The sequence below is a fragment of the Arthrobacter sp. N199823 genome (genome assembly GCF_002929705.1).
GTDB lineage: Bacteria > Actinomycetota > Actinomycetes > Actinomycetales > Micrococcaceae > Specibacter.
The window spans coordinates 271,262-286,455 of record NZ_PJIN01000002.1; the positions used below are offsets into that span (position 1 = coordinate 271,262).

Below are 15,194 nucleotides of genomic sequence, written 5' to 3' on the forward strand. Positions count from 1 at the left end.
TAGCTCTAGTCGGCGTCGTTGTACCTGGTGAGTGCCGCGGCGAATGTGGCAATCTCGACATCGCTCCATCCTGACAGTCGGTCCTTGACCACGCTCTGGTGGACGCGCGTGGAGGTGGCCAGCTGGACCTCCCCGGACTCGGTTAACGCCAGTACTCGTCCGCGGCCCGATGGTACGGAGTTGGGTGTGGGGGTGGCTTCGAGGCTGCTTTCAGTGGTGGCAGCGGCGTCCTTGGCAGCAGCGTCCTTTGCTTCGTGCTCCTGACGCTCGTGGTGGTCTTGATAGTGGACCAGTCCCAAGGTGATCAGCGTGTTGATTTGCCGGGAAACGGTGGACCTGTTCAGCGAGAACGCGGCAGCTATGTCGGTAGCCCTGGCGGCGTCGGTGGTGGCTATAAAGCGCAGGAGTGAATCCTCAACAAACGTCAAGGTCTTTTCAATACTGCGCGAGCGGGCGCTGGAACGGCGCGAGATCTCGCGCAACTGGCCAAATACTGCTTCAATATCGCTCTCGCGCACGGTGGGCTCCATGGTTCCAGCCTAGTACGTGTTGCATGGAACAACTTCTAATGTTGCATAATGCAACATTAGGCGTAATCTTGACTCATCATGACCTCTCACAGCACACCACTCGCAACTATTGACCCCAAGCACCCCAAGCACCCCAAGCACCCCAAGCACCCCAAGCACCCCAAGCACCCCAAGCGCCCCGAGCGCGTGCCAGCGGCGGCATGGCGCAAGCTTGGCCTGACCATGGTCATCCCGTTCTTTCTAGTCACCGTCATGGGCTTGGCGTATCTGGGTGCTTTCCACCAGCCTGCTCCCCACAATGTGGCGGTAGCGGTGGTGGGCAACACGGCCAGCATGCAGGCATTTGCCCAAGGCCTGGAGGAGAAATCCGGGGAGGCCTTGGACGTGCGTACGGTTCCCGATGAGGCAGCGGCCAGGGCACTGATCATGAAGCGTGAAATCACGGCGGCCTATGCTCCCAGCGCCACTGCCGCCACCTTGATGCTCTCCAGCGCAGCCTCAGAGACCACCGCCAATATCACTCAAAAGGTCTTCATGCCGGTGGCCTTTGAGCAGCACCTGCCGTTTCAGGTGCTCGACGTCAATCCCGTGGGCAGTCACGACACCACCGGACAGGGCCTGTTCTTCATGCTCGTGGCATTGAGCATTGGCGGCTACGCAAGTTCCGTGCCGTTGGCGGGGTTCATGGGCAGGATTCGCTTGCAGACACGGTTTGGACTTGCAGCACTGGCCGCCGCCGTGGTGGCCACGCTCGCAGTGGTCATTGCAGGCCCCATCTACGGCGTGCTGCAGAGTCACCTCGGCGGGACCTGGCTGCTGTCATGGGTTTACGTGCTAGCCATTGTGATGCTGGGAATGGGTCTTCATCCCGTCCTGCGGCACTGGACCACAGCCACCTTGACGCTGCTTTTCGTGGCGTTGAACTTCACCAGTTCAGGCGGAATTTTTGCCCCGGAGATGCAGCCAGGAATCTTTGGCGCGCTCAACAGCTTTTGGAATGGCGCCGCCTGGCATCACGCTGCGCAGACTCTGGCCTACTTCCCCGGACAGGGCATGGGTGCCGACATTCTCAAGCTGGTCCTGTGGCTGATTCCTGGCAGCGCCTTGATGGTTCTGACGCATGTGTTCAGTGTGCGCAAGACCCAGCTCGCCAATGAAAACTCAAGCATCCGCGAGATTGAGGAAGTTGTCGCGGCCTAACTGCAGCAGTCTGGTGTTTAGGCGGCCGAGCACTCCGGGCATAGTCCGTAAATTTCCACTGTGTGTTGCACCTGGGTGAAGCCGTTTTCCTTGGCAATGCGAGCCGCCCAGCTCTCCACAGCCGGAGCCTCGATCTCTACCGTCTTGCCGCAGTTGCGGCACAGCAGGTGATGATGGTGGCTGGTGGCGTTGCAACGGCGGTACACGGCTTCGCCTTCGCCATTGCGCAGGCTATCCAGCAGGCCCTCGTCAGCCATGGAGGCAAGAATTCGGTAGGTGGTGGCCAACGATACCCGGGTGCCTTGTTCGTGCAACAGGCGGTGGAGTTCCTGCGTGCTGACAAAGTCATCCAAGGTGTCCATGGCGGCGCTGATGGCAACACGCTGCTTGGTGACGCGCTGCTCCTTCACCGGTTCTTCCGACATGCCCACAACCCACTTTCTTTATGCTTCGATTCAATCAACCAGCCTAGCGCACCTGCCCGCACACCCCCGGCCCGATGACCCTTGGCGACTCCGTGCTCGGGGCATAGGCTGGCATCATGTTGCTGACAAAATTCACCCACGCCTGTGTCCGCCTCGAGCAGGACGGCCGAGTCTTGGTCTTGGATCCCGGGGTCTTCTCCGAATCCGCCACCGCCTTGGAGGGTGCTCACGCCGTTTTGATCACGCATGAACACGCTGACCACTACGACGGCGATGCCCTCACCAAGGCACTCACCGGTGCCCCGGAGCTCACGGTTCATGCACCGGCCGGTGTTGCCCGGGACCTGCGGGTTCGGGCCCCTGAAGCAGCTGAGCGGATCCTGGACGCCGCTCCCGGTGACTCCTTCACGGCAGCCGGCTTTGCCATCCAATGCTTTGGCGGCCAGCACGCCCTTATCCACCCGTCTATCCCCGTGGTGGCCAATGTGGGTTACCTGATTGACGACGACGTCTATCACCCGGGTGACTCCCTGATAGTCCCCGACGGAGTCAGCGTGGGTACCTTATTGGTCCCGGTCCATGCGCCCTGGTCCAAGGTGTCAGAGGTGGTGGACTTTGTGGTTTCGGTACGGGCTCCGCACGCGTTCCAAATTCACGACGGCCTGCTCAACGAACAGGGACTGGCCTTTACGGAATCGCACATTGCCCGGATGGGTGGTTTGCACGGTGTGCAGTTCCGGCACCTCAATGCGGGGCAGTCGGCAGAGATTTAATACGGGCTCAGCTGCCCCACACGCCACTGTCGAAGAAATCCTTGATGGTGCGCAGATGCTCAGCCGGATCTAGACCCTTTTCACTCAGCCACGCGGGGTTGTTGTAGCTACCCGCATAGCGCTCTCCGCCGTCGCACATCAAGGTCACAATGCTGCCCTTTTCCCCGGCGGCAACCATTCGCGCCACCAACTGCCACACGCCCCATAGATTGGTGCCCGTGGACGGCCCGGCGTGCAGGCCTGTCAGCTGCGCAAAATGGACCATGGCAGCCACGGAAGCTGCGTCCGGGATCTGGAACATGGAATCGATCACACCGGGCACAAAACTCGGTTCAACTCGCGGCCGGCCTATGCCCTCAATGCGCGAGGAATTTCCCGTGATAATCTCCGGACTGCCGCTGGTCCACGCCGGGTAAAAGGCCGATCCTTCAGGATCAACCACGGCCAGCTGGGTGGAATGTCCGTGGTAGCGAAGATAACGGCCAATAGTGGCCGAGGTGCCGCCAGTGCCCGCGCCCACCACCACCCAGGCCGGCTCCGGATGAGTCTCATGGGCCAGCTGGCTGAAAATGGATTCGGCAATGTTGTTGTTGCCGCGCCAATCTGTGGCCCGCTCGGCGTAGGTGAACTGGTCCATGTAGTGACCATTGTTCTGCGCAGCGATCTCTGTTGCCGCCGAATACACCTCATTAGCGTGGTCCACAAAGTGGCAGCGCCCGCCGAACTGCTCAATGAGGGCGATCTTCTCAGGGCTCGTGGACCGCGTCATAACGGCCACAAAGTCCAAGCCCAGCAGCTGCGCAAAGTACGCCTCGGAAACTGCTGTGCTGCCCGAGCTGGCTTCCACAATGGTGGTGCCCTCGTGGATCCAGCCATTCACCAGGCCAAAGAGGAACAACGATCGGGCCAGACGATGCTTGAGGCTGCCGGTGCGGTGGCAGGATTCATCCTTCACATACAAATCAACACCCCAGTGAACGGGTAACTCAATTTTGTACAGGTGGGTGTCGGCTGACCGGTTGTTCTCGGCCTGGACAGTGGCAATGGCGTGGTGCGTCCAAGACCGGGAGACGTTCGCAGTGTTCATGCCAGCCAGCGTAGCGCAGTAGATTAGTTGGCAGTTGCCCATGAATCTTTTCCAAGGAGCTTCCCATGAGTGTTCTGATCAGTGTTGCTGAGCTCAATGCACGCCTGTTTGCCGAGCCCGGTCCCGGTTTCCGTGTCTCACGAACCGTGGTGCTGGATGTCCGATGGGTGCTGGGGGACCCGCGCGGTCATGACCACTACCTGGCCGGCCACATTCCGGGCGCCGTATTCGCTGATATGAACACCGAGCTGGCTGGAGACGGCCAGCCCGAGGACGGCCGCCACCCGCTGCCCACCGAGGAAGATTGCCGCCACGGTGCGCCGGTGGGGTATCAACGCCGGTGACACGGTTGTGGTCTACGACGACGCCGGAGCTGCCGCCGCCGCCCGCGCCTGGTGGCTGTTGGGTTATGCCGGGTTCAAGGATGTTCAGCTGCTCGACGGCGGACTGGCCGCCTGGCGTGCCGCTGGCCTCCCCCTCGTAAAAGGTGCTGTTATCGCGTCGCCAGGTGACGCCGTCGTCCATTTTGGGGCAAAGGCCACTATCGACGCGGACCAAGCCGCCAGTTGGTCCGGGATTTTGCTCGACGCGCGGGCCGGGGAGCGGTTCCGGGGTGAGGTTGAGCCAATTGATCCGCGGGACGGGCACATTCCCGGGGCTGTGAGTGCGCCCACCAGTGAGAATTTAGCGGCGGATGCCATGTTCCTGCCCGCGGCACAATTGCGTGCACGATTTGCAGCTCTTGGCATTGCGCCGGGCAGCGATGTGGCAGTGTATTGCGGCTCTGGGGTGACCGCGGCGCATCAAATTGCGGCCCTGGAAATTGCAGGGTTTTCGGCGGCACTGTATCCGGGCTCGTTCTCCGCCTGGTCAAATCAGCCCGGGCGGCCTGTGGCGACTGGGGCGGCTGAGACTGGCGCGTCTGGCGAGAGTGGTGGCAACGGCGATAGGGTTGAGGGATGACCCAAGTAAAAACTTACGCAGCTGTTTCAGCAACATCCGGACTGAACCCTTCAACCATCGAACGTCGAGAACCCGGCGCGCACGACGTTGAAATTGCCATTGAATTCTGCGGCTTGTGCCACTCCGATGTGCACACCATCCGCTCCGAATGGGGCCAGGCCAAGTATCCGCTGGTGCCCGGGCATGAAATTGTGGGCACAGTCAGCCGTGTGGGGGACTCCGTCGAGGGGTTCACCGTGGGTGAGCGGGTCGGTGTGGGCTGCATGGTGGATTCCTGCCGCGAATGCGATTCCTGTCTTGAAGGCTTCGAGCAGTACTGCGAAGTCGGAAACGTTGGCACCTACGGCGCCGTTGACCGACGCAACGGGGACGAAATTACCCAGGGTGGCTATGCTCAGAGCATCGTGGTGGATGAGAACTACGTGTTGCACATCCCCGAAGGCATGGACCCGGCGGCCACGGCCCCGCTGCTGTGCGCCGGCATCACCACCTACTCTCCTTTGCGTTACCTGGATGTTCAGGATGGCGACAAGGTGGGCGTGATTGGCCTCGGCGGGCTGGGCCACATGGCTGTCAAGATCGCCAAAGCGCTGGGCGCCACTGTCACCGTCTTCACCACCTCACCGGCAAAGACGGACGACGCCGTAGCCCTCGGGGCCGACCATGTTGTCATCTCTACGGATCCCGAATCCATGGCCGGCGCCAAACACTCGCTCAATGCCATCATCGATACGGTTGCCGCGGTTCACGATCTGAATCCGTACCTAAATACCTTGGCCCGCGACGGCGCTCTGATCCAGCTGGGTCTGCCGTCGGAAAAGATGCCGCCGGTGGAACCGGGCCTGCTGATCCGTAAGCGCCTGGCCTATGGTGGATCCTTGATTGGTGGTATTGCCGAGACGCAGGAAATGCTCGATTTCTGCGCCGAGCACGGGATTGTCTCCGACATTGAAGTAGTCAACGCCACCGAGTTGGACGCTGCTTATGAGCGTATGGTGGCTGGCGACGTCAAGTACCGTTTCGTGCTGGACACCGCAACCCTCTAGTTCTTTCTGCCTCGTAAGGAGCATTTCTTGAGCACCCTGTTTACCAAGATCATCGAGGGCCAGATTCCCGGACGTTTCATCTGGCAGGACGATGATTGCGTTTCCTTCCTCACCATTGGGCCCCTAACTGATGGGCATGTGCTCGTGGTCCCGCGCCTGGAAGTGGATAAATGGACAGACGCTGCCCCAGGGCTTCTCACGAAGTTGATGTCAGTGGCCCAGACCATCGGGCAGGCCCAGGTTGCCGTTTTTGGGGCACCGCGTGCCGGGATGACCATTGCCGGCTTCGAGGTGGAGCACCTGCACGTGCACGTGTTCCCGGCCTATGGGCTGGAAAACTTCGACTTCGGCTCCGTGCAGGAGAATCCGGATCCGGCGGTCATGGATGCCAGCGCCGAAAAGCTGCGGGTGGCCTTGCGGGCAGCCGGTCACGGGGAATTCGTCCCCGCCGCCTGATTATTATGGTCGTGCACTTTGCACCTGCGCACCATTAACGCCATACGGGGCGCCACTCTTGGAGTGGCGCCCCGTATGGCGTTAACCGTGCGCCGGCGTGAACGATGGTGGCCGCGGTGCGTAGCCCCGGGGCGGGTCATCACGAATATTGAGTCCCGGTCTGACTCTGAGCTGGGGGCCGCACGCGTTCGCCGCGCCATGGCGGTCTGCCTGACGCCGCCGAAGCTGACGCGCTCGCAGCCTCCATCACGTTTCCGCTGAGTGATGATGGGGTGAATATTATCGGCGTCATCCTGCCCTTCGACGGTGGCAGCCGAAATAATCCGTTGATCAGTAGCCCGAAACCCGGTGGCTCAGAGGAAAATGCGCCTAAGCTGGGAAAATGTCAGAGACAAAAACCGCGCCACGGGTCCATCGCTGGGTATTCTGGCCAGCAGCCTCAATCGTCATCATCTTCGCCTCGTTTGCCATGATTGCCCCCGAGGTCGCCGAGAAGCTGTTTTCGGATATTCAAGGCACCATCGTGGGCTACTTCAACTGGTACTACGTTCTGCTGGCCACTGCCCTGGTGATCTTTTGCCTGTGGCTCGGCTTCGGGAAATTCGGTGACATCAAGCTGGGCAAGGACGACGACGTGCCCGAGTTCTCGCTCGGTTCATGGTTCTCCCTGCTCTTCGCCGCCGGTATGGGCATCGGCTTGGTGTTCTACGGTGTCAGTGAGCCCCTGAGTCACTTTGCCTCGCCCAAGCCCGGCACCACCGGCACCCCTGGCGAGCTCGCCCAACATGCGCTCTCGCAGACCTTCCTGCACTGGGGAGTGCATGCCTGGTCGATATACGTGGTCATAGGTCTGGCCCTGGCTTACGCCATCCACCGACGCGGCCGGCCGGTTTCGATCCGGTGGACGCTTGAACCTTTGCTCGGGCGAAGGGTGCAGGGCGGGCTAGGCAACCTCATCGATGTCATCGCCCTCGTCGGAACCATTTTTGGTGTGGCAACCTCGCTGGGACTTGGTGTCCTGCAGATCAGCGCCGGACTGGAAAGCGCCGGGTTGATCAGTTCCTCAATGTTCATCGACTTGGTCATCATTGCCGTAATCACGTGCTTTGTGTTGTTCTCTGTGCTTTCGGGCGTGGGGAAGGGAATGAAATGGCTCTCCAACACCAACCTCATCCTCGCCGGCATCTTCGTCATCTTCCTGCTGGTGGTGGGCCCCACCCAGTTCCTGCTGCGCAACTTTGTCCAGTCCACCGGCAATTACCTGCAGAATTTCGTCGGCATGGCCTTCAACGTCAGCGCCTTCTCGGGCGCGGAAGGTGAAGCCTGGCAGTCGACGTGGACCACCTTCTACTGGGGCTGGTGGATCTCTTGGGCGCCGTTCGTGGGCATCTTCATTGCCCGCATTTCCAAGGGACGCACAGTTCGCCAATTCGTGGCCGGCGTCATCCTTGTGCCCACCCTGGTTACACTGCTGTGGTTCAGCGTGCTGGGCGGTACTGCACTGTACTCCGAGCTCTCCGGCAAGGGTGGCCTGGTGGGCCCGGACGGGACCGTTGACACCGCCGGAGCCCTGTTTGCGACGCTGGCCCAGGTTCCCGCGGGAGGAGTGCTCACCATTGGGGCGATCATCATGATCGTAATCTTCTTCGTGACCTCCGCCGACTCTGGCGCACTGGTTATGGGCATGATCGCCAGTGGGGGAGACGTGGAACCAAAGAACTGGATCCGCATCTTCTTCACCTTGGCCACCTCGCTCTTGGCCAGCGCCCTGCTGCTGTCCGGTGGGCTGGAGGCCCTGAAAACCGCGGCAATCATCATTGCACTGCCCTTCAGCTTTGTGCTGATCTTGATTTGCTGGTCTACCTACCGGGCGTTCTCCCGCGAATCGCGCGCCTATGAGAAAGCCAAGCGGCTGGCATTCGTTGACCACATTGGGGATTTCTACGGTCTTGAAGTCGAAGGCCCGAACCAGGATTCCCCACTGATGAACCTGCGGGCGCTCACCGCCCGGCTGCGCGGGCGGCTTCCAGCAGACAAACGCCCACACCCTGACCCGTTTGGACACCACCCGCAGGACGCGGAGTCCACCGGCGGGCCTGAAACCAAAGATTCAGATTCGGCGGCTGGTTCGTAGCCTAACTGCGCCGGGTTTTCGCCAACAAGTGATGCGGCGTTGGCGAAAACCCGCCGGAAAGTGATGCGGCGTTGGCGAAAACCCGCCGGAAAGTGATGCGGCGTTGCTAGACCATGGCCTTCGCCAGTGCCACCCGAATCCGTTTCTCGGAGACCGAGTACGCCGTTCCCAGCTCCACGGCAAACAAGCTCACACGCAGTTCCTCAATCATCCAGCGGACATGCTCCAAGCCCGCCGTGGACCGTTGACCGGGCAGCAAAGCCGCCACGGCGTCGTCGTACTCGTCTTCCAGACGCTGCACGGCGGCCATTGACTGTCCGTCACGGTTCACGTTGGAGGGCAACTTTTCCAGGCGCTTCTCAATGGCACCCAGGTACCGCGGCAACTGGCTGAGCTGGGCAAAGCCCGTCTTGGCTACGAAGCCCGGGTACACGAGCAGTTCCAGCTGCTGCTTGACATCGTTCAGCGCGCTGATGAGCGGCAGGCTGGTGGTGGCCCGCAGCTGCTTGTGGATGCGCATATTGGAGGCCAGGACCCGTTCGACGACGGCCGTCACCGAGAACACCGTGTCAATCAGTTCCGCACGGACTACTTCATACAAAGCGTCGAAGTCTTCTCCGTTCCAGGGCAGCCCGGCCGGCGTCAACTTGTCGATGGTGGCGAGGGTGCAGTCAGCAATTAGTTCCGTGACGCTGCCATGCGGGTTCTGGCTGAACGTGAGCTTTTCGGTGTTGCTCAGGTGGTCCAAAACGTAACGATCCGGCGAGGGAACTCGCAAGGCCAGCAGCCGAATGACCCCGCCGCGCATGGCCGATTCCTGCATGTCCTGGCGCTGGAACACGCGGATGCCGGCGGTCGCGCCCTCGTCTAGCAGTGCTGGATAACCGGTCACCGTGTGCCCTCCCACGAGTCGCTTAACCTCGCGGGGAAGCGTGCCCACATCCCATGTGGTGATCCCGGAGCGTTCCTGGATGCCTGAGGTGTTTGCTGCCGTGGCTGCTGAACCAGCCGAGCCTGCTGAACCAGCCGCAGTGGTCCCCTGGACCTTCTTCCCACCGGGCGCCAGGGCCGGACGCCCGGCCTGTGTTGTCTTCGGCGTTGCTCCGAGCGATTCGGCGATGGCGCGGCGGGTGGCTCCGGCCAGCTTGGACTGCAGATCGGAGAGGTTTTGGCCCTCTTCCAAGATGCGGCCATTCTTATCCACCACGGAGAACGTCATGCGCAAATGGCTGGGCACGGCGTCCCAGTTCCAGGAGCCGGGAGGAATCACATGACCCTTGATCCGGCGCAGCGCCAGCTCCAGGGAGGGCTCCAAGGCATCCACCGACGGATCGAAGTCCTCGGCCAGCGATGCCGCAGCCTGACGGGCAACATCCGGTGCCGGGATGAAGTTCTTCCGCGTCGCCTTGGGCAGGGACTTAATCAGGGCCGTGACCATCTCGGCTCGCAGGCCAGGAATCTGCCATCTAAACGGGGCCTCGGCCAACTGATTCAGGAACAACAGCGGCACCTGAACGGTCACGCCGTCGGACGGGTTAGGAGCAGAACCCGGCGCTGTCGGATGAAACTCGTAGCTCAGCGGCAGCTCAAACTCGCCCTGCGTCCACAGCTTCGGGAAGGCGGCTTCATCGAGCTCCGGTTCCTCGGCCATGACCACCTGGGTGTCAAAGTCGAGTAACGCGGCGTTCTTGTGCCGGGCGTCCTTCCACCACTTGTCGAAGTGCCGCTCTGAGACAACCTCGCCACCCACCCGCTCGTCGTAGAACTCGAACAGCGTCTCGTCGTCCACGCGCAGATCACGCCGGCGCATGCGAGTTTCCAGTTCCTCAACCTCGGCCAGCAGGGCCTGGTTGCGGTGGAAGAACTTGTGGTTGGTGTGCCAGTCACCCTCCACGAGGGCATGGCGGATGAACATCTCCCGGCTCAGTTCCGGATCGATCTTGCCATAGTGGATGCGGCGGTCCGGCACAATCGGCACCCCGTATAGGGTGACCTTCTCGTGGGCCATGACGGAGCCCATTTTCTTGGACCAATGCGGCTCGCTATAAGTGCGTTTGACCAGATCCGGGGCCACTTGCTCGGCCCACAGAGGATCAAACTTGGCGGCAACACGGGCCCAGAGCCGCGAGGTTTCCACGAGCTCGGCGGCCATGACCCAATCGGGCGACTTCTTGAACAGGGCCGATCCCGGGAACACCATGAACTTGGTGCCACGCGCGCCAGCATATTCACGTTTGCGCTGGTCATACAGGCCAATATGGCTTAGCAAACCCGTCAGCAGGGACATGTGAATGGCGTCGTGATTGGCCACCGGATCGATCTCGGAGCCTGCGACCTTGATGTCCACAGACTTGGCCATTTGCTTGAGCTGGGTAAATAAATCCTGCCACTCACGCACGCGCAGGTAATTGATGAATTCGGCTTTGCACAGGCGGCGGAACGCGCTGGAGGAGAGCTCATTTTGCTTCTCCTTGATGTAACGCCACAAGTTCAAAAAGCCCGTGAAGTCCGAGTTTTCGTCTTGGAAACGCTTGTGCTTTTCCGTGGCGAGTTGCTGTTTGTCTGTAGGGCGTTCGCGTGGATCCTGAATGGTGAGCGCCGCGGCGAGCACCATGACCTCGGCGGCAACCCCACGTTTGGCGGCCTCGACAATCATGCGGCCCAGCCGCGGATCCACCGGCAGCTGGGAAAGTTGACGTCCGACGCCGGTGATCCCGCCTTGGGCGCTCACGGCACCCAGCTCACGTAGCAAGGTCACGCCGTCGGTGATGGCCCGGGAGTCCGGCGGCTGCACGAACGGGAACTTCTCCACGTCCTTGGGCCCCTTCGCCACACCCATGGCCGTCATCTGCAAAATGACGGCGGCGAGGTTGGTGCGCAGGATTTCCGGGTCGGTGAATTCACTGCGCGCGTTGTAGTCCTCCTCGGAGTACAAGCGGATGCAAATACCGTCGGAGACACGACCACAACGGCCCGAACGCTGATTGGCCGAGGCCTGGGAGACGCGTTCAATGGGCAGGCGCTGCACCTTGGTGCGGTGCGAATACCGGGAGATGCGGGCCGTGCCAGTGTCAATGACGTATTTGATGCCCGGCACCGTCAGCGAGGTTTCAGCCACGTTGGTGGCCAGCACTATGCGCTTCCGGTTCCCCGGAGTAAAGACGGCGTGTTGTTCGGCCAGCGACAACCGGGCAAAGAGCGGCAGGATCTGCACGTCGCGCAGCCGCGGATTTGTTTTGACCCGGCCGGCCAAGGCATCGGCGGCATCCCGGATCTCGCGCTCACCCGAGAAGAAGATCAGAATGTCCCCGGGCGCCTCTTTTGAGAGCTCGTCCACGGCGTCGCACACGGCATCCAGCGGGTCGCGGTCTTCCTCACTGTTGCCCCCGTCAAGGTTCCTGTCCACGCTCGAGTCAAGTGCGTCGTCGTCCATTCCATTGGAGTCCTCGCCATTGGCCGGACCACTCAAGGGACGGTAGCGAATGTCCACGGGGAAGGTGCGCCCGGAGACTTCAATGATGGGCGCGGGGCCCTCGGGGGAGCCGAAGTGGGTGGCGAAACGCTCGGGGTCAATGGTGGCCGAGGTGATGATGATCTTCAAATCCGGGCGTTTGGGCAGGATTTGGCGGAGGTAACCGAGGATGAAGTCGATGTTCAGCGAGCGTTCGTGGGCCTCATCGATGATGATGACGGAGTATTTGCGCAGCAGGCGATCGCGCTGGATTTCCGCGAGCAAGATGCCGTCGGTCATGAGTTTGATCTTGGTTTGCGGGCCCACATGGCCGGTGAAACGGACCTGGAAGCCCACCTCTTCGCCGATTTCCACACCCATTTCGCTGGCGATGCGTTCGGCGACGGTGCGTGCGGCGAGCCGGCGAGGCTGCGTGTGGCCGATCAGGCCCTTCTCGGCAAGGCCCAGCTCCACGCACATTTTCGGGATCTGGGTGGTCTTTCCCGAGCCCGTTTCGCCGGCGATGATGGTGACCTGGTTGGCGGCGATGGCAGCCATGATGTCCTCACGGCGCTCCGAGACGGGTAGCGAGGGCGGGTAGCTGATAGTCAAAGTCATGGTGCCATCCAGTTTATGCGGTTTTCATCGGGGCCCTTATACGGGTGCCGCTGCGGGGGTTTCATTGCGGACGGTGATACGTAGGGTGAGTGCCCCTTTTGCCGCCACGATCAGAAGCACGACGCCGGCCAGCGCCAGTGCCGCTCCTCCCACACCGCAGGCGATGGCCCAGTGGGCGGGGGCGGAATCGTTGATCGCCTGGCTGGCCGCCTTGTTGAGCTCCAGGGCTGTCACCAGGGCGGCCATGCCGAAGAAACTCAGCAACGCGGCGCTGGTGAAGGCCAGTAGATTCGTGGCTGACGCGCCACGCAAGCGGCGGTCAAGGGCTGCCATGCGCGGATCTGGAAGCGCGGCTGTGGTGTTCAATCTATGCAAGGCAAGACTGGCGGCACCGCAGAGGAGAACGGCCACGAGAAGGAGGGGCACGCCGTCGTACTTCTCAAGGGTCAGCGCCGGCACCAGAGTTGTTGCCACGATGAACACGATGAAGGTAAAGAAGCCAGCAAGGGTGGCTGCGGGGAGGACGAAGGCACGTTTGGGCAGGAGACGCTCGCTCGTGGCGAGTTTGGCGGCAGGCAGGACCGAATATAGCAGGAGCCCGCCGCTGGCAGAGAGGCCTGTGGTCACCGCGATTGGCAGGCCCTCATCTCCGGACAGGCCAATTGAAATTCGGAACAGGGCGGCAAACATGACAGCGGCGAAGACCAACGCGGCCACCGTGCGCCACTGGGCCCGGCTCATTGCCCTGTCCTGATCGGCGGCCGTGGCATGAAGCGGGGTCTTCCCGGCTGCGAGCGCCAGGGGTGCCTTCTTCTTGGCAATCCACTGTGCGGCAGCGGTGACGCCCCAGGCAAGCGCCGCAAGAATGGCCAGCGCAGCAATCAATTTGGTCATTGGGAAAGTCTGTCATGGATCGGATCGCCCTTCTGCTGTCCTGCCCACGCCAGTTCTTGGCATTCTTCGGTGGGTGACTAGGTCGTGGGTGACGGGCGCAGGCGTGGTCAGATGCAGGCGTGGTCAGAGGCCTGAAGCGGCCGCAGTGATGCGCTCCAACAGGGTTGCCAGCTGTGCTTGTTCGGCTTGGCTCAGTGCGCTGGTGATGGCACGCTCGGCGCTCAGGTGGTCCGGCAGGCTCCTCTCAATGAGCTCTCTCCCGGCAGTGGTCAACGAGACCAAGGTGCCGCGTCCGTCGTCGGGGTTGGCGCCTCTGCTGACCAGTCCACGGGTCTCCAATTTGTTGAGACGTTGGGCAACCGCGCTACTGGAAATCATGGCGTCGCGCGCCAACGCCGCGGGTGTGAGGCTGTAGGGCGGCCCGCTGCGCAGGAGAGTTGCCAGGGCGTCGAACGTTGAGGTGTCCATTCCGTGTTGGGCGAACGTTTCGGCGAGTCGGGTGTCAACGGCTGAGGCAGCACGGCTCAGCCGGCCAATCACTGCCATGGGAGAGACGTCTAACTCTGGTTTTTCCGTGTTCCATTGGGAAAGGATGCGTTCAAGGTGGTCTGCCATGACAGCATTCTAGCAATTAGCTAAGCACTTAGTTATACTAGCTAAGTGCTTAGCGAAAATGTGCGATTGATATTCATGACCTCCCTCGCCCCGGTGTTGTGGGGGACCACCTACCTGACTACCACCATGTTCCTGCCCGCCGACAGGCCACTGCTTGCCGGGGTGCTGCGGGCGCTCCCGGCAGGACTGCTCTTGCTGGCCCTTTCGCGACAGCTGCCGCAGGGTTCATGGTGGTGGAAGTCGTGGGCATTGGGGATGCTGAACATCGGAGCATTCTTTGCGCTCTCGTTTATTGCGGCGTACCGGCTGCCCGGGGGAGTGGCCGCCATAGTAGGCGGGATTCAGCCGCTTTTGGTGGCGGTGCTGGCGAGTGCAGTGCTCAACGAAAAGGTGACGCTTCCACGTGTTCTGGCAGGTGCGGCAGGCGTGCTGGGCGTGGCCCTGATCGTGCTGCAGTCGCAGGCCCGGCTGGACGCGTTGGGACTTGCTGCGGCGGTCGGAGGCACGGTGTCCATGGCAGGCGGCACAGTGTTGGCCAAGAAATGGGGACAGCCGCTGTCACGCGCGGGCCGGCCGGTCACGCCATTAGCCACCACTGCCTGGCAGCTGATTGCGGGCGGAGCGTCCCTTTCCATTCTTCTGTTGGTGTTTGAAGGACTACCGACGGATCCGTTGACGAACAGCAACGTCCTCGGGTATCTGTATTTGTCCATTGTTGGTACGGCCTTGGCGTACCTGTGCTGGTTTAGAGGGCTGTCTAGACTGCCGGCCGGTGCAGCAGCATTCCTGGGACTGCTTAGCCCGGTGGTGGCCATTGTGCTCGGCTGGGCGGTGGCGGGTCAATCGATGGGGGCCTTGCAGATAGTAGGCATCGCTGTGGTTCTGGTTTCAGTAGCTGCCGGGGTAAGTCTTGGGAGCCCGAGGCGCGATGGAGTTACGCGGCATCCGGAGAGCTCGGTGTTGGAGAACTAAGCGTTGGAGGACTAGGCGTTCGCAGGCTTG

The 15,194-nt window shown here is 61.6% G+C and carries 12 protein-coding genes and 1 pseudogene; 7 read left to right on the forward strand and 6 right to left on the reverse strand.

The features are described 5' to 3' along the window. Positions 1-5: 5 nt before the first annotated feature. Complete coding sequence (locus tag CXQ93_RS05130; RefSeq protein ID WP_104109401.1) at positions 6-530, reverse strand: helix-turn-helix domain-containing protein; 525 nt, start codon at positions 528-530, stop codon at positions 6-8. Positions 531-608: 78 nt separating this feature from the next. On the opposite strand from CXQ93_RS05130, the gene CXQ93_RS05135 reads away from it, so the two are divergent. Further along, complete coding sequence (locus CXQ93_RS05135; RefSeq protein WP_146073165.1) at positions 609-1,730, forward strand: hypothetical protein; 1,122 nt, start codon at positions 609-611, stop codon at positions 1,728-1,730. Between the two features lie 17 nt (positions 1,731-1,747). On the opposite strand, the gene CXQ93_RS05140 is transcribed toward CXQ93_RS05135, so the two are convergent. After that, positions 1,748-2,155, reverse strand: coding sequence for a Fur family transcriptional regulator (locus CXQ93_RS05140; RefSeq protein ID WP_104109403.1), 408 nt, complete (start codon positions 2,153-2,155; stop codon positions 1,748-1,750). Between the two features lie 116 nt (positions 2,156-2,271). On the opposite strand from CXQ93_RS05140, the gene CXQ93_RS05145 reads away from it, so the two are divergent. After that, the gene (locus CXQ93_RS05145; protein ID WP_104109404.1) at positions 2,272-2,928 is read left to right on the forward strand and encodes an MBL fold metallo-hydrolase; all 657 of its coding nucleotides are present in this window, start codon (positions 2,272-2,274) and stop codon (positions 2,926-2,928) included. A 7-nt stretch (positions 2,929-2,935) separates the two neighbouring features. Here CXQ93_RS05145 and CXQ93_RS05150 read toward each other — a convergent pair whose 3' ends face one another. Then, a complete protein-coding gene (locus tag CXQ93_RS05150) occupies positions 2,936-4,015 on the reverse strand; it encodes a PLP-dependent cysteine synthase family protein (RefSeq protein ID WP_104109736.1) in 1,080 nt (359 codons plus the stop codon). A gap of 65 nt (positions 4,016-4,080) precedes the next feature. On the opposite strand from CXQ93_RS05150, the pseudogene CXQ93_RS05155 reads away from it, so the two are divergent. From CXQ93_RS05155 to CXQ93_RS05170, 4 genes and pseudogenes are all read left to right on the forward strand, one after another. Continuing rightward, positions 4,081-4,978 (forward strand): annotated as a pseudogene (locus CXQ93_RS05155) (sulfurtransferase). Beyond that, positions 4,975-6,024, forward strand: a complete 1,050-nt coding sequence (locus CXQ93_RS05160) for an NAD(P)-dependent alcohol dehydrogenase (RefSeq protein WP_104109405.1) — start codon at positions 4,975-4,977, stop codon at positions 6,022-6,024. Before CXQ93_RS05155 ends, CXQ93_RS05160 begins: the two are co-directional and overlap by 4 nt. A 27-nt stretch (positions 6,025-6,051) precedes the next feature. Then, on the forward strand, positions 6,052-6,480 hold the full coding sequence (locus CXQ93_RS05165) for an HIT family protein (RefSeq protein ID WP_104109406.1): 429 nt from the start codon (positions 6,052-6,054) through the stop codon (positions 6,478-6,480). Positions 6,481-6,862: 382 nt separating this feature from the next. Beyond that, on the forward strand, positions 6,863-8,614 hold the full coding sequence (locus CXQ93_RS05170) for a BCCT family transporter (protein ID WP_104109407.1): 1,752 nt from the start codon (positions 6,863-6,865) through the stop codon (positions 8,612-8,614). Between the two features lie 106 nt (positions 8,615-8,720). Here CXQ93_RS05170 and hrpA read toward each other — a convergent pair whose 3' ends face one another. The 3 genes from hrpA to CXQ93_RS05185 form a co-directional block, all read right to left on the reverse strand. After that, a complete protein-coding gene (gene hrpA / locus CXQ93_RS05175) occupies positions 8,721-12,683 on the reverse strand; it encodes an ATP-dependent RNA helicase HrpA (RefSeq protein ID WP_104109408.1) in 3,963 nt (1,320 codons plus the stop codon). Positions 12,684-12,719: 36 nt separating this feature from the next. Continuing rightward, entirely contained in the window at positions 12,720-13,577 is an 858-nt protein-coding gene (locus CXQ93_RS05180) for a hypothetical protein (protein ID WP_104109409.1), read from the reverse strand. A 123-nt stretch (positions 13,578-13,700) separates the two neighbouring features. Beyond that, positions 13,701-14,192, reverse strand: coding sequence for a MarR family winged helix-turn-helix transcriptional regulator (locus CXQ93_RS05185; RefSeq protein WP_104109410.1), 492 nt, complete (start codon positions 14,190-14,192; stop codon positions 13,701-13,703). 45 nt (positions 14,193-14,237) lie between these two features. On the opposite strand from CXQ93_RS05185, the gene CXQ93_RS05190 reads away from it, so the two are divergent. Beyond that, positions 14,238-15,164 carry an EamA family transporter gene (locus CXQ93_RS05190; protein WP_258068612.1) on the forward strand — a complete coding sequence of 309 codons (927 nt, stop codon included), beginning with the start codon at positions 14,238-14,240 and terminating at the stop codon, positions 15,162-15,164. Positions 15,165-15,194 lie beyond the last annotated feature (30 nt).